Origin of the sequence: Polaribacter marinivivus (genome assembly GCF_042651285.1) — a bacterium.
Lineage (GTDB): Bacteria > Bacteroidota > Bacteroidia > Flavobacteriales > Flavobacteriaceae > Polaribacter > Polaribacter marinivivus.
This window is the reverse complement of record NZ_JBHSCY010000001.1, coordinates 1,505,300-1,526,166: the sequence shown is the minus strand read 5'-3', so window position 1 is coordinate 1,526,166 and position 20,867 is coordinate 1,505,300. Positions and strand designations below refer to the sequence as shown.

15 protein-coding genes are annotated in these 20,867 nt (G+C 29.7%); 11 read left to right on the top strand and 4 right to left on the bottom strand.

Annotated features, from left to right (window positions below):
* Positions 1-26 precede the first annotated feature (26 nt).
* From hemH to ACFOWD_RS07185, 3 genes are read left to right on the top strand one after another with little or no spacing between them, the layout of a single operon-like run.
* The gene (gene hemH / locus ACFOWD_RS07195; protein WP_377409292.1) at positions 27-1,052 is read left to right on the top strand and encodes a ferrochelatase; all 1,026 of its coding nucleotides are present in this window, start codon (positions 27-29) and stop codon (positions 1,050-1,052) included.
* A 45-nt stretch (positions 1,053-1,097) separates the two neighbouring features.
* Entirely contained in the window at positions 1,098-1,712 is a 615-nt protein-coding gene (locus ACFOWD_RS07190; protein WP_377409290.1) for a CopD family protein, read from the top strand.
* Positions 1,713-1,743: 31 nt separating this feature from the next.
* Positions 1,744-3,000, top strand: coding sequence for a TCR/Tet family MFS transporter (locus ACFOWD_RS07185; RefSeq protein ID WP_377409288.1), 1,257 nt, complete (start codon positions 1,744-1,746; stop codon positions 2,998-3,000).
* Here ACFOWD_RS07185 and ACFOWD_RS07180 read toward each other — a convergent pair.
* Both ACFOWD_RS07180 and recR read right to left on the bottom strand, forming a co-directional pair.
* Positions 2,997-3,698, bottom strand: coding sequence for an SOS response-associated peptidase (locus tag ACFOWD_RS07180; RefSeq protein WP_377409286.1), 702 nt, complete (start codon positions 3,696-3,698; stop codon positions 2,997-2,999). The genes ACFOWD_RS07185 and ACFOWD_RS07180 overlap by 4 nt on opposite strands.
* A 7-nt stretch (positions 3,699-3,705) precedes the next feature.
* Entirely contained in the window at positions 3,706-4,323 is a 618-nt protein-coding gene (recR, locus tag ACFOWD_RS07175; RefSeq protein ID WP_298995013.1) for a recombination mediator RecR, read from the bottom strand.
* A gap of 100 nt (positions 4,324-4,423) precedes the next feature.
* Between recR and ACFOWD_RS07170 the strand changes: the two genes are divergently transcribed.
* The 6 genes from ACFOWD_RS07170 to ACFOWD_RS07145 all read left to right on the top strand — a co-directional run bounded on the left by ACFOWD_RS07170 (position 4,424) and on the right by ACFOWD_RS07145 (position 17,233).
* Positions 4,424-5,863, top strand: coding sequence for a sodium:solute symporter (locus ACFOWD_RS07170; protein ID WP_377409284.1), 1,440 nt, complete (start codon positions 4,424-4,426; stop codon positions 5,861-5,863).
* Between the two features lie 555 nt (positions 5,864-6,418).
* Positions 6,419-13,816, top strand: coding sequence for an SdrD B-like domain-containing protein (locus ACFOWD_RS07165; protein WP_377409282.1), 7,398 nt, complete (start codon positions 6,419-6,421; stop codon positions 13,814-13,816).
* A 148-nt stretch (positions 13,817-13,964) separates the two neighbouring features.
* Positions 13,965-14,612 (top strand): pyridoxamine 5'-phosphate oxidase, encoded by a 648-nt coding sequence (pdxH, locus tag ACFOWD_RS07160; RefSeq protein WP_377409280.1) that lies wholly within the window; start codon positions 13,965-13,967, stop codon positions 14,610-14,612.
* Positions 14,613-14,646: 34 nt separating this feature from the next.
* Entirely contained in the window at positions 14,647-15,135 is a 489-nt protein-coding gene (locus tag ACFOWD_RS07155; protein WP_298992497.1) for a SixA phosphatase family protein, read from the top strand.
* 6 nt (positions 15,136-15,141) lie between these two features.
* Complete coding sequence (locus ACFOWD_RS07150; RefSeq protein WP_298992495.1) at positions 15,142-16,038, top strand: Ppx/GppA phosphatase family protein; 897 nt, start codon at positions 15,142-15,144, stop codon at positions 16,036-16,038.
* Positions 16,039-16,132: 94 nt separating this feature from the next.
* The gene (locus ACFOWD_RS07145; protein WP_377409278.1) at positions 16,133-17,233 is read left to right on the top strand and encodes an OmpA family protein; all 1,101 of its coding nucleotides are present in this window, start codon (positions 16,133-16,135) and stop codon (positions 17,231-17,233) included.
* Positions 17,234-17,287: 54 nt separating this feature from the next.
* Here ACFOWD_RS07145 and ACFOWD_RS07140 read toward each other — a convergent pair whose 3' ends face one another.
* Both ACFOWD_RS07140 and lpxK read right to left on the bottom strand, forming a co-directional pair.
* Positions 17,288-17,803, bottom strand: coding sequence for a thioredoxin family protein (locus tag ACFOWD_RS07140; RefSeq protein WP_377409276.1), 516 nt, complete (start codon positions 17,801-17,803; stop codon positions 17,288-17,290).
* 88 nt (positions 17,804-17,891) lie between these two features.
* On the bottom strand, positions 17,892-18,920 hold the full coding sequence (gene lpxK / locus ACFOWD_RS07135; RefSeq protein WP_377409274.1) for a tetraacyldisaccharide 4'-kinase: 1,029 nt from the start codon (positions 18,918-18,920) through the stop codon (positions 17,892-17,894).
* Positions 18,921-18,972: 52 nt separating this feature from the next.
* Between lpxK and ACFOWD_RS07130 the strand changes: the two genes are divergently transcribed.
* Both ACFOWD_RS07130 and ACFOWD_RS07125 read left to right on the top strand, forming a co-directional pair.
* Positions 18,973-20,067, top strand: coding sequence for a Nif3-like dinuclear metal center hexameric protein (locus tag ACFOWD_RS07130; RefSeq protein ID WP_377409272.1), 1,095 nt, complete (start codon positions 18,973-18,975; stop codon positions 20,065-20,067).
* 2 nt (positions 20,068-20,069) lie between these two features.
* Positions 20,070-20,843, top strand: coding sequence for a zinc ribbon domain-containing protein (locus ACFOWD_RS07125; protein WP_377409270.1), 774 nt, complete (start codon positions 20,070-20,072; stop codon positions 20,841-20,843).
* The last annotated feature ends 24 nt before the right edge of the window (positions 20,844-20,867 follow it).

The following is a 20,867-nucleotide window of genomic DNA, read 5'->3' as shown; positions in this document are numbered from 1 at the left end:
AATTTATAAATCTTGAATTTTTAAAAATGAAAGGAGTTTTACTAGTAAATTTAGGGTCACCAGATTCAACATCAACAAAGGATGTAAAAAAATATTTAGGAGAATTTTTAATGGACGAACGTGTTATTGACGTTCCATATTTTTTACGTTGGATTTTAGTAAAAGGAATCATTTTAAACTTTAGACCAAAAAAATCTGCAAAAGCTTACAAGAAAATCTGGTGGGATGAAGGTTCTCCTTTAATTGTTTTATCTGAAAGATTACAAGAAAAAATACAACACAAAGAAGATATACCAGTTGCATTAGCAATGCGTTATGGAAATCCATCAATAAAAAGTGGTTTACAAGAATTAAAAGATAAAGGTGTTACAGATGTTTTAATTGTGCCTTTATACCCTCAATTTGCTATGGCAACCACAGAAACTATATTGGTTTTAGCAGAAGAATTAAGGCAAAAACATTTCCCAGAAATGAGGTTTACAGATATTCCAGCATTTTATCATAAAGAAGAATATATAAAAGTTCTTGCGAATAGTATCAAAGATTATTTGGCTGATAAAGAATGGGATAAAATTATGTTCTCTTATCATGGAGTACCTGAGAGACATATCAGAAAATCTGATGTAACAAAAAGTCATTGTAATCCATCAGACCAAAATTTTATTTGTTGCAAAACCAAATCTGAAGCACATCAATTTTGTTATAAACATCAGTGCTATGAAACTACAAGACAGGTAGTTGAGTATTTAGATTTAAAACCAGAACAATATTTTACTACCTTTCAATCTAGATTAGGTAATGATCCTTGGTTACAACCCTATACAGATAAAACCATTGAAAAATTTGCAGAAAATGGTGTTGAAAATTTAGCTGTAGTTACACCTGCCTTTGTTTCTGATTGTTTAGAAACTTTAGAAGAAATAGCTATGGAAGGTGGAGAAGAATTTGTAGAAGCAGGAGGAAAAAACTTTTATGCAATACCTTGTTTAAATGACAATAATGATTGGGTAGATGTGATGGTTTCTTGGATAGATGAATGGAAAAACAATTAACAATTAACAAAATTAAATACACTTTTAAACCAAAAACTAACAACTATGGACTTCCTTTACATAAAAGCTTTACACATCATTTTTGTAGTGACTTGGTTTGCTGGTTTGTTTTATATAGTCCGATTATTTATTTACCATACAGAAGCAGAAACTAAATTAGAACCAGCAAAGTCAATTTTACAAACACAATATAAATTGATGAGTAAAAGATTATGGTATATAATAACTTGGCCATCTGCCATTTTAGCTAGTTTTTTTGCTTTTTGGATGCTCTACGAATCACCATTTTACTTATCTGAATCTTGGATGCTAGTAAAGCTAGCTTTTGTCTTTGGTTTATATTTTTATCATGGATTTTGTCATAATATTTACAAAAAATTACAAAATGATATTATAAAATACTCTGCTTTTAAATTGAGGTTATTTAATGAAGTATCTACTATCATTTTATTTGCTGTAGTGTTTTTAGTAACTGTAAAAAACGCAATAAGTTGGGTTTGGGGCGTTGTTGGCATTGTACTTTTTGGTATTTTATTAATGCTTTCTATAAAATTATATAAAAGAATTCGTGAAAAAAAATCTTGGGACAAAGCTGAAAAAGAAGTTTTAGAGGAAGTGAAAACTCATGATAATTCTTCTCTCGAAGAAAATAACGAGTAATTTTTCTTTTCTTTGCCACTCATTTTTATCCATGAGAAAAAATAAAAAGCAAGCAGCTTTAGGTTTCATTTTTATAACCATGCTAATAGATGTTATTGGCTGGGGAATTATTATTCCTGTAATACCAGGTTTAATAGAAGAACTTATTAATGGAGACATAAGTGAAGCTGCAAAAATTGGAGGCTGGCTTACTTTTGCATATGCGATTACTCAATTTATATTTGCTCCATTAATAGGGAATTTAAGCGATAAATATGGACGAAGACCTATTATATTAATCTCTCTTTTTGGATTTACCTTAGATTATATTTTACTAGCCTTTGCACCAACTATTTTATGGCTATTTATTGGTAGAATTATTGCAGGTATTACTGGTGCCAGTATTACTACAGCCTCTGCTTACATAGCAGACATTAGCACTCCAGAAAATAGAGCTAAAAACTTTGGAATGATTGGTGCTGCTTTTGGCTTAGGATTTATCATTGGTCCTGTAATTGGTGGTTTATTAGGACAATATGGAGCTAGAGTTCCATTTTATGCTACAGCTGTTTTATGTTTTATAAACTTTTTATATGGCTATTTTATTTTACCAGAATCTTTACCCAAAGAAAATAGAAGAGCTTTCGATATTAAAAGAGCAAATCCAATAGGAAGTTTTATTGGATTAAAGAAATACCCAACATTAATTGGCTTGGTTTTATCTATGTTTATTTTATATGTAGCATCACATGCCATACAAAGTAACTGGAGTTATTTTACCATGTATAAATTTAAATGGGATGAAAAAATGGTGGGGCTATCTTTAGGAATGATTGGACTTTGTGTTGCATTAGTTCAAGGTGTTTTAATTCGTTGGATAAACCCAAGATTAGGAAATGAAAAAAGCATTTACTTAGGTTTCTTTTTATATAGTTTAGGTATGTTGTTATTTGCATTTGCAACAGATAGTTGGATGATGTTTATCTTTCTAATTCCTTATTGTTTGGGTGGTATAGCAGGCCCAGCTTTACAAGCTGTTATTTCTATACAAGTACCTAATACAGAACAAGGTGAAATACAAGGCACACTAACAAGCTTAATGAGTGCTTCTGCTATTGTTGGCCCACCAGTAATGACAGGAATTTTCTATTACTTTACCAAAGACGATGCTCCTTTTGAGTTTGCTGGTGCTCCTTTTTTATTAGCTGCAATTTTGATGATAATAAGTGCTTTTATGGCTTTTTACTCGTTTAAGAAGAAAATAACCAAAACACATAAGTTAACAGAAGTATCTATTAAAGAAAACTAATCAAATAAAGTGTTTAATTCTTGATAATACACAGGCTTTAAAATCTCTTTACTATTAGTTTCTCTTTTTCTGTGCAAATCTTTAGAAACTGAATGTGCTTTAAGTTCTTTTTTAGTAAAGCAACTAGTAACTAGCTCTTTCACTTCATTTTCTTTTAGTGAATGATTTAACCAATCTTTTTCAAAATCATCATCTATAATAATTGGCATTCTTTTTTTTGAATTATGAATATTTGCCATAAATGGATTAGCACTTTTAGTAAGTATAGAAAAATTTATAGCTCCATTATTTTCATAATTATAAATGCCTGCAAATGCAAAAAGACTATTATTTTCTAAATAAATATAATGTGGAAATTTTTTACCATTAATATGTTTACTTTCAAAAAAACCATCTGCCAAAACCAAACATCTCCTTTTAATGATGGGCTCACTAAATAAAGGGCTTTGAAAAACAGTTTCAGATTTAGCATTTAAAGTATTTAAATTAAATACCTGATGTTCAGTAAAATTTTCTGGTTTTAAACCCCATTTGGCTTTATCTATTTGATGGTTTTCTGAAGTTATTATAAACCCATTTGCATTGCTAAATCCATTTAAGTGATAGTAAGGCTCAAATAAATCTGGATTTTTAAATGTAGTTTTAAATCTATTCTGAATTTCTGGCTTTGATTTGGTTAAAGAAACATGATAGCACATAAATCAATTAATTTCTTAAACTATTCTCAAAAGGTATTCTATTTAAAATACTTCTTCCTAAAGTAACTTCGTCTGCATATTCTAATTCATCACCTACTGCTATTCCCCTTGCAATTGTAGAAGTCGTAATTCCAAACTTTTCGATTTGTTTAAAAATATAAAAGTTAGTGGTATCACCTTCCATTGTAGAACTTAAGGCAAAAATAAGCTCTTTAATTTCTCCTTTAGAAACCTTATCTACCAAAGAATCTATTTGTAAATTTTGAGGTCCAATACCTTCTATAGGTGAAATTTTACCTCCTAAAACATGATACAAACCCTGAAATTGAGCTGTACTTTCTATAGCCATGACATCTCTAATATCTTCTACCACACATACAATTTCTGGATTTCTTTTTGGATTTTGGCAAATATCACACAAAACAGTATCAGAAATATTATGGCATTTCTCACAGGTTTTCACTTCGTTTCTTAAACTTAATAAAGCGTTTGATAAATAAGAAGTATGCTCTTTAGGTTGCTTTAATAAATGAAGTACTAAACGTAAAGCTGTTCGCTTACCAATTCCTGGTAAACGTGATACTTCATTTACTGCATTTTCTAAAAGTTTTGAAGAAAAATCCATAAAGCAAAATTACAATTTTAGTTTTTAGATTACAGATTTTTTTATCTCTAAAAACAGCCTATATTCGTAATTTAAAAATCGTAATTCGTAATTTACAAACATGCAACCACTTCATATTGTCTTACTAATAGTTGCTTATTTTTCTGTACTGATTTTTATTTCTTACATCACAGGAAAATCTGCTAATAATCAAACTTTTTTTAAAGCAAACAACTCTTCTCCTTGGTATTTAGTTGCTTTTGGCATGATTGGGGCTTCGCTTTCTGGAGTTACTTTTATATCAGTTCCTGGTTGGGTAGAAGCACAAAGTATGAGCTATATGCAGATGGTGTTAGGTTATGTTGTAGGTTATGCAGTTATAGGTTTAGTTTTACTTCCACTCTATTATCGCTTAAATTTGACTTCTATTTACACCTATTTAGAAGACAGGTTTGGTAAAAATTCTTATAAGACAGGAGCTAGTTTTTTTCTTTTATCTAGAACTATTGGTGCTGCATTTCGTTTATTTTTAGTTGCTAATGTTTTGCAATTATTATTGTTTGATGAATTTGGCATCCCATTTTGGGTAACTGTAACTATTACTATTTTATTAATATGGCTTTATACGTTTAAAGGCGGAATTAAAACAATTGTTTGGACAGACACTTTACAAACTTTATTTATGCTACTTGCAGTTGGCATTTGTATTTATACAATTTCAAATGAAATGCAAATCAGTAATATTTTTTCTTACGTAGCAGATAGTGAACTATCTAAAACATTCTTTTTTGATGATGTAAAAACAGGAGATTATTTCTGGAAACGTTTCTTAGCAGGCGCTTTTGTTGCCATTGTTATGACAGGCTTAGACCAAGATATGATGCAAAAAAATCTAACGTGTAGAAATCTAAAAGATGCTCAAAAAAATATGTTTTGGTTTACTATTGTTTTAGTAATTGTAAACTTTTTCTTTTTGGCATTAGGAGTTTTACTTACAGATTATGCTCAAAAAAATGGAATAGATGCACATAAAGATGAACTCTTTCCTATTATTGCAACTAAAGGCAATTTAGGTCTGGCAACAGCTATTTTCTTTTTATTAGGTTTAATTGCTGCAGCATATTCAAGTGCAGATTCTGCTTTAACATCTTTAACCACTTCTTTTAGTATAGATATTTTAGAGATTAACAAAAAGAAAGATCAACAAGTACAAGAAAAAACAAGAAAGAAAATTCATGTTCTTTTTTCTTTTATTTTAATTGCAACTATTTTAATTTTTAAATATTTTATTGCAGACGAAAGTGTTATAGCAAAAATATTCACCTTCGCAAATTATACTTATGGACCTTTATTAGGATTATATGCTTTTGGATTATTTACTAAATACCAATTAAAAGATAAATGGGTGCCTTTAGTTTGTGTTTTTTCACCTATTGCTACTTATGTATTAAACACTTCATTACTTAAATATTTTAATTTTGATTTTGGTTTTGCTTTATTAATTGTTAATGGATTATTAACATTTTTAGGACTTTTCTTACTAAAAATTAAAAAAATATAATTAACTGAATATCAGTTACTTAATAATTAAAAATTAAAAAAACACATCATTTCAACAACTTTTATTAGTTTTTTTAATATAAATTATTAGCTTTGTGTGCTTATTAGAGTATTTTTATTTCATTGATTTTTAACAAATTAATGTTTTCTTCCCTCAAAAAAATTGTAATAAGTAAGTTGTATTTAGATTATTGTTAATCATCGAAGCTAAGCTTCCTTTAATCGAAAAACAACAACCCCTAAGACCTATATAAAATATATTTGTTCTTGAAAGTAAGTATTTAACCCTAATTAAAAACTTTTTCAATAATGAAAAAAAGAACCCTAAACCTACAAAATTCACTAATTCCTTTAGTGAACAAACATCAAAATTATTTTTTAACCAAATCTGAATTAGATTTAAACTAACTGCTTTAAAGCTTAAGTTATAGTTTTTTTCTATTTGTAATATTTTACAAATAGAAGAATCTAACAAAGATATTGTACCCTAAAGACATAAACCCCTATTGCCTTTATATGGAGTATAAAAGTTAAGCCCTAAAACTTTTTAAGTCGTATGAAAACAACAATTACTCAACCTAATAATTTAATGGTTAATTCTAAATCATTAATTAAAAAAACTAACAAATTATTTCTATTAATTTTAGTTTTATTTTCATTTAATAGTTTTGCTCAATCAACTGGAAACTTACCAGACAAAGAAAGCATTAGAAACTCAAGTGGTTTAAGAGCTAAAACCAGCAAAAATCCTTTAAGTGATTTATCATTATTAGATAAATATAATTCGTTTAACAGAACCAATGTTTGTTCTCCAGAATCTTCATTAATAATAACAGAAGAAAGTGGATGGGGTATAACTAGATCTACCATAAACAATAGTGGAGCACCTTCTTTTTGTTTAAGTTTACAAGACGATGCACCTAAAGAAGATGATATATTCAATACAACATTAACACCTTTAACAGACATTAGCTTTAATAATAACAATTATACTAATGCACAGATTATAAATAAAGTTCAAAGAACAATGTCTGTAATTAAGCATTCTTCATATGCACCAAACACTCTACCACAAAGTCTTAATAGTAATTTTTACAGAGCAATAGCTATAGTTGTTTGGCATTATACAGATAATTTAAACGTTAGTAGCTATAACAACTACACATGGACAGGTAAAAATGGAAATACATATTCTCCAAATGATTTAAAAGGTTGGGTAAACAATGGGTCTTTACAAACTTCAGACGTTATTTGGTTAGTTCCTGAAAATAATAGCAGACAGCCAGAAGTTTTGCTTAATCAAAATACGAACTCAGACTGTTGTCCAACACCTCCTTCTGCTACTTTTAGTACAGAAGCTGCAACAAGCTCTAGTAATGGAGAAATCATATTAGACACTAATTCAAATGGGCAATTTTATGGTGTTAGTTCTTTAAACTCAAGTAGTTATGATGGGCCTACTACTATAGCAGCAGCTAACTTAATTCCAAATTCATTACCTGCAACCATTCTTAACAATGCTCCTTCAAATGGAGGAACTTATATAGTAAGAATTTTTACTAACATAGATGGATGCTTTATAGATTATACTATTACAGTGCCTCCTGGTCAGAATTGTGGAATATCTAGAGTACATGCAGGTAGTTGTTGGACAACAGAAATAACATCTGTTTTAGAAAATAATGGAAAATTTGATATTGAAATTTTGGTTACTTATTCTGGCAATGGTAGTTGTAAAGAATTAAGTCATTTTTCAATAGATGTACCAGATAATACGTATTCAAATATTAGTTGGGAAAAAGTTTCTGGTAATGTAACTGGTACAATGAAAAATGGGACAGGTAGAAATGATCCTTTTGATAAAAGAGGTTTCAAATTAGATGATGTAAGTAATATAGGTGATGGTGAAGCTGGTTCTTTTAAAATTTCTTATACTTTAGATAAATTACAAGATCAGCAATTCTTAGCAAAAGCTGGAAATGATTATTCTCAAATAGCTATTTTTGAGGCTAAGGATTTTGGAGATGTTAAAGACTGTATTACTCCTCCATGTGAAACAGCAGATAATACAACTTCTACTGCTTCAATTACTGAAAACGAAACAAAAACATTAACAGGAACTCCTGCTGGAGGTACTTTTACAATTGTTTCTGGGGGTGGTTCTATAACAAATGGAGTTTATACACCTGATAACATAAACACAAATACTGATGTAACTATTAAATACACAATTGCTGCAGATGGTTCATGTGTTGAAACTTCTGAAGATATTACGTTTACAGTTACTCCTGTTTGTGATGTTGTTGCTGATAATACAACATCTACAGCTACAATAGTAGAAAATGAAACTAAAACTCTTTTAGGTTCTCCATCAGGAGGTACTTGGTCTATTATTTCAGGTAATGGAACAATTAATGGAAATACATATACTCCAAATGATTTAATATCAGATGAAAATGTAACTTTAAGATATACAATAGCAGAAGATGGTGATTGTGCAGAAACTTCAGATGATGTAACATTTAACGTTAGAGCATTACCAACTGTTAGTGTTGTTAAAACTGATGTTACTTGTTTTGGATTAAATGATGGTTCTATAACATTTAGTTTTTCTGATAATACTGGTAGAACTCATATCGAATTTAGTTTAGATGGTGGTAATACTTACCAAAATAATGTTTCAGATGATTCTGGTAGTGTAACTTATTCTAATTTAGCTCCAGGTACATATGATGTTTGGGCAAGATGGGGTAATAATGATTATCCAATAGATTTAGGAACAGATTTAGAAATAACAGAACCAGCAGAAGTTGTTGTAAATATTACTACTTCTACTGCTACTATTAATGAAGGTGAAACAAAAACACTTTCAGCTACTCCTTCAGGTGGTAATTGGGCTATTATTTCTGGTGGTGGTATAATCAATAATGGAGTTTATACTCCTGATAATATCAATACAAATACAACTGTAAAAATAAGATATACTATTCCTGAAAATGGAACTTGTTCAGCAATTTCAGAGGACGTTATTTTTACTGTAATTCCTGTTTGTACTGTTGCTTCAAATTCAACATCAACAGCTTCAATTAATGAGAACGAAACAAAAACTTTAGTAGGCACTCCTGCTGGAGGTACATGGTCTATTGTTTCTGGTAGTGGTGTAATTTCTAATAATGATACTTATACCCCAGATGATATAAATACAAATGAAACTGTACAATTAAAATACACGCTTCCTGCTGATGGCGATTGTGCTTCAACAAGTTCTTTAGTTTCATTCAGTGTAACTCCTGTTTGTGATGTTGTTGCTGATAATACAACTTCTACAGCTACAATATTAGAAAATGAAACAAAAACATTAACTGGTGCACCTGCTGGAGGAACTTTTACAATCGTTTCTGGTGGTGGTTCTATCAATAATGGAGTTTATACTCCTGATAACATTAATACAAATACTGATGTAACTATTAGATATACAGTTGCTGCAGATGGTGATTGTGCTGAAACTTCTGATGATGTGACTTTTACTGTTACTCCTGTTTGTGATGTAGTTGCTGATAATACAACTTCTACTGCTTCAATTACTGAAAACGAAACAAAAACCTTAACAGGTGCTCCTGCTGGAGGTACTTTTACTATCGTTTCTGGTGGTGGTTCTATCAATAATGGAGTTTATACTCCAGACAACATCAACACAGATACTACTGTAATAATTAGATATACAATTGCTGCTGATGGTGACTGTGCTGCAACTTCTGATGAAATTACATTTTCAGTAACTTCTATTTGTACAAATCCTATAAATACTGTTCCTGGTAATTTAACTACACAAGAAGATACTGAATTAAGTATTCAAAATATAAGTGTAAGTGATGATGATGATGAAATAAAAGATTTAAGATTAAGAGTTTCTAATGGTACATTAAATGTTGTAGTTAGAATTAGTAGTGGAAGAAATCCTGTAACAGTTAATGGACCTGGTGATATAACAATCACAGGTACTGCAAGAGTAATTAATTCACACTTAAGCACTTTAACATATACTCCAAATCCAGGTTTTTATGGGATTGATACTTTTATAATGACATCTACTAACACTTGTTTTTTAACTGATGTAGATTCTTTTAACATAACAGTAACTCAAAATTGTGAAATAGCTGATAACACAACGTCTACAGCTTCTATTACTGAAAATGAAACAAAAACGTTAACAGGTGCTCCTGCTGGAGGTACTTGGTCTATCGTTTCTGGTGGTGGTTCTATTACAAATGGAGTTTATACTCCTGATAACATCAATACGAATACTGATGTAACTATTAGATATACAGTTGCTGCTGATGGAACTTGTTCAGAAACTTCTGACGATATTACATTTACAGTTACACCTGTTTGTGATGTTGTTGCTGATAATACAACAACTACTGCTTCTATTACAGAGAACGAAACAAAAACGTTAACAGGAGCTCCTGCTGGAGGTACTTGGTCTATCGTTTCTGGTGGTGGTTCTATTACAAATGGAGTTTATACTCCTGATAATATCAATACAGAAACTACTGTGGTAATTCGTTATACTATTGCTGCTGATGGTGACTGTGTTGCAACAACTGATGATGTGACTTTTACAGTTACTCCTGTTTGTGATGTAATTGCTGATAATACAACAACTACTGCTTCTATTACAGAGAACGAAACAAAAACGTTAACAGGAGCTCCTGTTGGAGGTACTTTTACAATTGTTTCTGGTGGTGGTTCTATTACTAATGGAGTTTATACTCCTGATAATATCAATACAGATACTACTGTGGTAATTCGTTATACTATTGCTGCTGATGGTGACTGTGCTTCAACTTCTGATGATGTGACTTTTACAGTAACACCTGTTTGTGATGTAGTTGCTGATAATACAACTTCTACTGCTTCTATTAATGAGAACGAAACAAAAACGTTAACAGGAGCTCCTGCTGGAGGTACTTTTACAATTGTTTCTGGTGGTGGTTCTATTACTAATGGAGTTTATACTCCAGACAACATCAATACGAATACAACTGTTGTAATTCGTTATACTATTGCTGCTGATGGTGACTGTGCTGCAACTTCAGATGATATAACGTTTACTGTAATTCCATTAGGTTCTATTGGTGATACTGTTTGGTATGATGAAAACGAAGACGGAGTAATTGATTCAAATGAACCAAGATTACAAGGTGCAACTGTTACTTTAGATCCAGGTACACCTAGTGATTCATCTGATGATGTAACTACTACTACTGATGTAAATGGTAATTATTTATTTGAAAATCTACCACAAGGTAACTATACAGTAACTGTTAATATTAATACAATAAGTAATGGTTTACCATCTGGTGTTTCTATTGGCAGCTTATTTCAAACATATGATAATGATGGAACAACTTCTGCAAATACAAGTAGCTTAACCTTAGGACTTGCAGAAGATAATTTAGATCAAGATTTTGGTTATAAAGAGAACAGCAATTTAGGCTCTATAGGAGATACTGTTTGGTTTGATGAGAATGGAGATGGAAATATAGATTCAAATGAGCAAGGCCTAGAAGGAGCAACTGTTACATTAGACCCAGGAACTCCAAATGATTCATCTGATGATTTAACTACGACTACAGATGCTAATGGTAATTATTTATTTACTAATTTAGTTATGGGGCATTATATTATAAGTGTAGATGTAAGTACAGTAACTGGTGGATTACCTGCTGGAAAAACTCCTGCAGACTTAATTCAAACTTATGATTATGATAGTGTTGGTACTCAAAATTATAGTGCAATAAACTTAGCACAAGCAGAAGATAACTTAGACCAAGACTTTGGATACAAAGCTAATAATGGTTTAGGGTCAATTGGAGATACTGTTTGGTTTGATACAGATGGAGATGCTATTCTAGATACTGGAGAGCCTAGATTAGAAGGAGCTACAGTTACTTTAGATCCTGGAACTCCTGGAAATTCGAGTGATGATGTTACAACAACAACAGATGCAAATGGTTTTTACTTATTTACTGATTTACCTGCTGGTACATATACAATCACTGTAGATGTAACTACGATTACAAACGGAATTCCATCTGGAAAAACTCCTGCTGATTTAATTCAAACTTTTGATTTCGACAGTGTAGGAACTCCAAATACTAGTACAGTTAGTATAGCTCAAGGAGAAAGTAACTTAGATCAAGACTTTGCTTATTCTCTTTCAACAGGTGGAGGCACTACAGGAGGTAATGATGGTGGAGTTGAATCTGAATCTTTAGGTGATGCAATTTCTAAAATTTATGTAGGTAGAAAGAAAAACTCAGAGCCTACTGTATTTGTAAAAGATAAGTCTAACTTATTTAATAAATCATTATTACAAGCTAAACAACCTTATCAAGGAAAAGGACAAACTATGTTAGACATGTTCCCAACAGAATTAATTGCGGGTAATGTAGCTAATGTAACTTCTCCAACAGATATTTTAGATTATACTATTGCTGACGAAGTTTTATCTGTAGATTTTTCTTTAAATGGCGAAACTAAAGGTGTTGTTTTAGGAATTAAAACTTCAGATAAAGTATACAACCATACAAAAGCCTCTTGTGATAGATTAAGAGGAGCTGAGATTTTAAACATCCAAAAAATTAAAGTAGCTGGTTACGATTTCTTAATGCAAGGTATCAAGCAAAGAAATGGTGTAGTAGAATATGCAATTTCATTTGCAGCTGCTAAGAATAATAATGATGATAAATATAGTATTCAAACAAACTGGTATGTAAATGACTACACAAAGTTTAATGACATGTATAACTTCCAAGTTTGGTCTACTAATCCAAAAGATACTCAAAAGTTAGTTGCAGATATTATTAAAAACTTAACATCATTTATACCTGTAACACAAACTGAGAAGCGAAAATTCCCAGAAACATATGCTTCAAAAATATTTAGAGATAAAGGTGAATTAGTAGTTCAACTAAGAAGTACTAAAAACGGCAATACTGCTAATGTTGATATGGTAGAATTATATTCTGAGACTGCTAATAATATTAAGCATAGAAATAGCGCTGTTGCAACTAAAATTCAACAAGATTTAAGATTTGATATTGCAGATGGATATGAATATGATGCCTTAATTAAAGTTGACAACGAAGTAGAAGATGCTTTCTATCACGCAGACGGAAACTGGGGATTAGATTATGATAAAAGATACACTACTATTCAAGAATATTTTGTTTGGAATGATTTTGATAGAGAGTATAAAGATGATGAATACACTATTAATAGAAGTGTTGAAATTAAAGCTGAAAGTGATTATGATTATTTAACAATATATAAATCATTACTTCCTGGAACAATCTCTGCTGATTACAGTGAGTATAAGTATTTAGCTTTTACTGCTAAAGGAAGTGGAGTAATGGAATTAGGTTTAATAAAATCATCAATTCAAGATTGGAAAGAGCAATACAGAATTATGGTAGATTTATCAGAAGAAGAACAAACATATTACATTCCTTTTGAAGCATTTACCTCTGTAGGTACTCAAGAAACAATTACAGCAGACGATTTAACTACTTTAACTTTTACATTCTTACCAGTAGAAGCTAATACCACAAAATTAGATTTATTTATCTCTGATGTAAAATTCACTAAAGTTGCAGTTGAAGAGTTAATTGTAAACAAAGTAGAGAAATTTGAAAATGAATTTGTAGCTTATCCAAACCCATCAAAAGGAAATGTAAACTTGTTATTATTTAGTAAAACAGATACACAAGCAGAAGTTACTTTAACAGACATGACAGGTAAAGTAATCTATAAAGGTAAGAATGAGTTAACCACTGGTAAAAATGAATTATCATTTAGCTTTAACTCATTAAAAACTGGTATGTACTTACTTAAAGTAGCGAGTAAAGAAAGTAATTACGGAACCTCTAAAATTCTTTTTAGAAGATAAAGAAAAAGTATAATAATAAATCAATAGTTTAAATAATTTTTAGGGGTATTAATTTAGAACTATTGTGCAAAGAGAGCTGAGAAATCAGCTCTTTTTTTTTGTATATTCATATCTAAAACATTTGTATTTTTACAATATAAATTTTGATATGGCTAAAGATCTAAGTAACTACAGAAAATCTTACGAAAAAGAAGAATTATTAGAAAGCAATTGTCCAGAAAACCCAATGGAGTTATTTCAAAAGTGGTTTATTAATGCTGATGAATCAGATACTGTAGAAGAAACAAATGCAATGACTGTTTCTACAATAGGTTTAGATGGCTTCCCAAAAAGTAGAGTAGTTTTGCTAAAAAAATACACTTGGGAAGGCTTTATCTTTTACACCAATTATGAATCTGAAAAAGGAAAAGCAATAGCAAATAACAATCAATTATGTATTTCGTTTTTTTGGCCTGCACTAGAGCAACAAATTATAATTAAAGGACAAGCAGAAAAATTATCTGAAAATTTATCTGATGGTTATTTTGAATCTAGACCAGATGGAAGTAAACTAGGTGCTTGGGCTTCTAATCAAAGTAGTACAGTAAACTCTAGAAAAGAGTTAGAAGAAAACTTAAAATTATACGAAAATAAGTTTCAGAATAAAGAAATACCTAGACCAAAACATTGGGGAGGGTACCTTGTAAAACCTATATCTATGGAGTTTTGGCAAGGTAGACCCAATAGACTTCATGATAGAATAAGATTTACATTACAAGAAGATTTTTCTTGGAAATTAGAAAGATTAGCTCCATAAATTTTATATTTACAAAACTAACATCAAACTTAAAATGAAAACCTTATATATTGTTCGCCACGCAAAATCTTCTTGGGAATATTCAGGTATAGATGATATAGACAGGCCTCTTAAAAAAAGAGGAATTAATGATGCCCATTTAATGTCTAAATTTTTGTCTAAGAATATACAAAGACCAGATTTACTTTTATCTAGTAGTGCAAATAGAGCATTGCATACTGCTGTTATTTTTTGTGAAAACTTAGGTTATCCTTTAGCAAATCTTCAAATTAACAAGCAGTTATACAGTTTTAGTGATGGTTATTTAGTAAAAACAGTTCTTGCTTTAGATGATGGTTTTAATTCAGCTATGGTTTTTAGTCATGATCATGGTATTAATACTTTTGTAAATAAGTTTGGTAATAAGCCAATTGCACATGTTACCACATGTGGTATAGTTGGTCTTAAGTTTGATGAAAAACACTGGAAAAATATTAAAAAAGGAAAAACATTTATGGTTGAATTTCCTAAAAACCACAAATAATTTAAGGTGTTAGAAATTAAAAAATACGGTGCAATTGATATTGGTTCTAACGCAATTAGATTATTGGTTTCTAATGTTATTGTTAGAGAAAATGCAGAACCTCAATTTAAAAAATCATCTTTAGTTCGTGTGCCAATTAGATTAGGTGCAGACGCTTTTGTATCTGGTATTATTTCTGATGAAAACGTTACAAGAATGATTGATGCAATGCAAGCATTTAAATTATTGATGAAAGTTCATCATGTAGAAAAATATAAAGCTTGCGCAACTTCTGCTATGAGAGAATCTAAAAATGGTAAAGAAGTTATTGCAAAAATAAAAGAAGAAACTGGTGTAGATATAGATATCATTGGTGGTAAAGAAGAAGCAGCAATTATATCTTTTACAGATTTAAACACTCTAATAGAGGGAGACAATTCTTACTTATATGTAGATGTTGGTGGTGGTAGTACAGAATTTACCATTTTTTCTGGAGGCAAAATTATAACCTCTAAATCTTTTAAAATGGGTACAGTTAGGTTACTAAATAATAAAAAATCAGAAAACAAAATTATTTTTGCTAACGTAGAAAAGTGGATTAAAAAAAATACCAAAGATTTAAAAAGATTATCTCTTATTGGTTCTGGTGGTAACATTAATAAACTTTTTAAAATGTCTGGTAGAACTGAGGGTAAACCTATTTCTTACATCTACTTAAATGCTCAATATCAATTCTTAAAAAAAATGAGCTATCAAGACAGAATTTCTGAGCTAAGCCTTAACCCAGATAGAGCTGACGTTATTATTCCTGCAACAAAAATTTACTTATCTGCAATGAAATGGAGTGGGGCTAGAAAAATATACGTTCCTAAAATTGGTCTATCAGATGGTATTATTAAGAGTTTATTCTATAATAAGCTATAATTTATCGCTATTTAGCAGAAATTTTTAAATGTTTTTATTACTTTTGAATCTTATTATATATATTAAATATAGATATTACTTTATGTCTAAAGCCATGAAAAAAATTTTATTCTTTTTATTAATAACATTAACAGCATCAGTAAGTTTTGGTCAAGATTTACCAGAAAATCCTGAACCTGGGAAGTGTTATGTTCGTTGTAAGACACCAGATGTTTATAAAAACGAATCTGTACAAGTGGCAGTTTCACCTGAATACAGAAAAATAGTTGCTTATCCTGCAGAATATAAAACCATACAAGAAAAAGTTTTAATAAAAGAAGCTGGAGAAGAAATAAGAATTATTCCTGCTGTTTGGGGTACTCAAGAAGTTACTTATTACGAAAGAGAAGATGGAACAAAAATAGAGATTGAAGAAGCTCAGTTTTTACAAGGTTTTGAAACAGTTGAAACAAGAGCTGCTACTGCAAGCTGGGAAATGAGTGAAAAATTACCAGATTGTGAATCTACAAATCCTGATGATTGTAGATATTGGTGTTATAAACCAGTACCTGCTGAGTTTAAAACTATGCCAGTAGAAAAATTAGCAAGTGATGCTAGAGTTGTAAAAATTCCTGTACCTGGTGTTAGAAAGACTTACACTAGAAAAGTAATGGTAAAAAAAGCTACAACTACTACAGTGCAAACTCCACCTGAATATCTAACAATTACAAAAACTGTTTTAGTAAGAGATGCAAGAACAGAAGAAGTTGTTGTGCCAGCTGTATATAGATCTGTTACTAAACAAGTATTAGTTAAAAAAGGAGGTTTATCTTCTTGGAAAGCTGTAGACTGTTCTTTAATTGACAATACTCCATTACCAATCAACTGGGATTTTGCTAGTGCAAATTTAAATGAAGGTGCAAAACAAATAATTGATGCTAGATTATTACCAATATTAAGAGATGGAGTTGCTGTGTTTATAGAATCTCATACAGATATGAGAGGTACCAAAAGAGATAATCAAGATTTATCTGATAGAAGAGCTAAAGCAGTTACAGATTATTTAATATCTAAAGGTATTAATCCAACACAATTATATGCTAAAGGTTTTGGAGAAAGCAGATTATTAAACAAATGTTCTGATGGTGTTGTGTGTTCTGAAGCTGAACATGCTGTAAACAGAAGAACTACTTTTAGAGTTGTGAATCAAAGATAACTTTCAAAATATATTAAAAAAAAAGAGCAATTTTAAAATTGCTCTTTTTTTTATTTAATAATTATAAATAACAGATTGAATATATGGATAGTAATATTCTGTTAATACATAACCACGTTTTTCAGAAACTTTTTTTCCTCTGTGATTCACAAATAATAAAGTTGGAAAAGAATTAACTTTATATTTCTTTTGTAAATACAGATTTTCACTAATTTTTTCATCTGATAATAAATCTTGTCTTCTAGGTATGTCTACCTCTAACAATACTAATTCTTTGTCAGATAAATTTTTAAATTTTTCTGTGTGAAACAATTTTTCATCTAAAACTTTACAAGGTCCACACCAATCAGAACCTGTAAAATAAATCAAAACTGGTTTTTTTTCTTTTTTAGAAATTTCTAAAGCCTCATCGTAAGTAGAAATCCAATTCAGTTTTATTGAATCTACTAATTCTAATTTTTTACTTTTAATGTGTAAGCTGTCTAGAACAGAATCCTTTCGCACTTCTTGTGCGTTTAGTGAAGCAATTAAAGTAAAAAGCCAGGTGGCTTTAATTATTGTTTTTTTCATAAGTGGGGGTTTTAAGTTGTTTCAAAAATATCAAAAAATATACCATTATTAAAAGATTTTTTTAATCTCTTTAAAATTTCTGGTATTTTTATTTAAAATTTTTTATGTGAGATAGAATTAAATCATCAAAATTTATTTGCTGTTTCTCTTCTAAAAAAGCTGTTTTAATAGGTAAATAATAAAGATTATTAAGTTTTAATTCTAACCTTACAAAATCTTTTTCTGTGGTTAAAATCAATTTATTCTTTGTTGCAATTTCTTGATATCTTTTTTTAATTTTTAAGATATCTTTTTCAATAAAATTGTGGTGATCTGGATATTCTAAATGATCAAAATCGACATTATTGCTCTTTAAAAAACTTAATAATGATGTTGGGTTAGCAATACCAGTAATTAATAATACTTTATAATTAGATAACTCATTAATTGCTATTTCATTTATCCCTCTTATACTTGAAGCATATGAAATTTTAGAAAAGAAAACAGCTGCATTATAGGTGTTAAATAACTTACTTATAGCTTCTTGTTCTTTTAATGGTAAATTTTCTGGGCATTTAGTGACAACAATAGCATTAGCTCTTTGTGCCCCTCTCCTACTTTCTCTTAAATTTCCAACTGGTAAAATAAAATCATTTATAAATAAATCATTATAATTAGTAAGGAGTATAGCATAACTTCCTTTTACTTTTCTATGTTGAAATGCGTCATCTAAAAGAACTACATCAGATTCTTTTAAACGTAGTAAACTCTGTATTCCTCTGACTCTTTTTTCATCAACTGCCACAGAAATATTACTAAACTTTTTAAAGTACTGCATAGGTTCATCACCAGAATCTACATAAGTATTATCTTTACTAATCAATAAAAAACCACTTGTTTTTCGCTTGTAACCTCTACTTAATACAGCTGTTTTATAAGTATCTTTTAATAATGCAATTAAATATTCAATTTGGGGTGTTTTTCCTGTTCCACCAACACTTAAATTTCCAACAGTAATAATAGGTATAGAAAATGAATATGATTTTAAAATTTGATTATCATACAAAAAGTTACGTATTGAGGTAATCAAATAATAAATAAATGAAAACGGAAATAATAAAAACCTTAGATATTTCATTAGGGTAAAAATACATTAAAAATGTTAACTTTGATTTTGTTAAATTCATAAAATGAAAATTAAAGACGTAACAAATTATATTGAAGAATTAGCACCTTTAGCCTATGCAGAAGACTTTGACAACGTAGGTTTATTAGTTGGTAACTACCAAACCAAAGTTAAAGGCGTATTAGTTACTTTAGATACTTTAGAAGAAACTGTAGATGAAGCTATTGCAAAAAATTGTAATTTAATTATAAGCTTTCATCCTATAATTTTTAGTGGATTAAAGAAGTTAAATGGTAACTCATATGTAGAAAAAGCAGTTTTAAAAGCAATAAAAAATGATATTGCTATTTATGCAACTCACACAGCTTTAGACAATTCTAACAAAGGAGTTTCTGCAAAAATTTGTGAAGTTTTAGGATTACAAAACACCAAGGTTTTAATACCAAAAAAAGGAATAGTAAAAAAGCTAACAACCTATATACCAAAAGATTACTTAGAAAAAGTAAGGCAAGCTCTATTTGAAGCAAAAGCAGGAAATATTGGTAATTATGATCATTGCTCTTTTACTAATATTGGAGAAGGTACATTTAAAGGGAATGAAAATTCTAACCCTGTATTAGGTAAAAAAGGGGAATTACAAAAAGAAGAAGAAATTCAACTAACAATCACTTTTGAGCAAAAAAATGAAGCTGCAATTCTAGAAGCCTTATTTGAAAATCATCCTTATGAAGAAGTAGCTTATGAAATTACGACTACAGAAAATGTGCATCAAAATATTGGTATGGGAATGATTGGTGAACTAGAAAAACCTTTAGAAGAAAAAGACTTTTTAGTTTATTTAAAAAAAACAATGCAAACTGACTGTGTTCGCTATTCTAATTTATTGCATAAAAAAATACATAGAGTAGCTGTATTAGGTGGTTCAGGTAGCTTTGCAATTTCTAATGCAATTAAAGAAAAAGCAGATGCTTATGTAAGTGCTGATTTTAAATATCATGACTTTTTTAAAGCAGAAAATAAAATTCTTTTGGCAGATATTGGACATTATGAGAGTGAGCAGTTTACAAAAAGACTTTTAGTTGATTATCTTACAAAAAAATTTAGTAATTTTGCAATCGTTTTATCAGAAAAAAGTACAAATCCAATTTATTATATATAAACATGGCAAAGAAGAAAGAAGTTTCGGTTGAAGAAAAATTAAGAGCTTTATATGACTTACAATTAATTGACTCTAGAATAGATGAAATTAGAAATGTAAGAGGGGAACTTCCTTTAGAAGTAGAAGACTTAGAAGATGAAGTAGCTGGTTTACAAAAAAGAATTTCTAATCTAAACGAAGATGTTGCCAATTTAGAAACAGATATTAATAACAAAAAGTTAGCAATTGAAGAATCTAAAGGGTTAATGAAGAAGTATGATGAGCAACAAAAGAAGGTTCGTAACAATAGAGAGTTTGATTCTTTATCTAAAGAAATCGAATACCAAGATTTAGAAATTCAATTAGCTGAAAAAAGAATAAATGAATTTAAAGCAAAAATTGCTCAGAAGAATGAAGTAATTGATGCTACTAAAGAAAGATTAGAAAAACAAGAAAAGCATTTAGGTCATAAAAAAGCTGAATTAGATGCTATTTTAAAAGAAACTGAAAAAGAAGAAAAGTTACTTTTAGAAAAATCTGAAGAGTTTTCTAAGTCTTTAGATGAGCATTTATTTTCTGCTTATTCAAGAATTCGTAAAAAAGTAAAAAACGGTTTAGCAGTTGTAGCTATAGAAAGAGGTGCTTCTGGAGGTTCTTATTTTACTATACCACCTCAAGTACAATTAGAAATTGCTAATAGAAAGAAAATTACTATAGACGAATATAGTGGAAGAATTCTTGTAGATGCTGCTTTAGCAGAAGAAGAAAAAGAAAAAATAGATAAGATTTTCTCTTAATAGAATTATAAATAAAAAAAATGC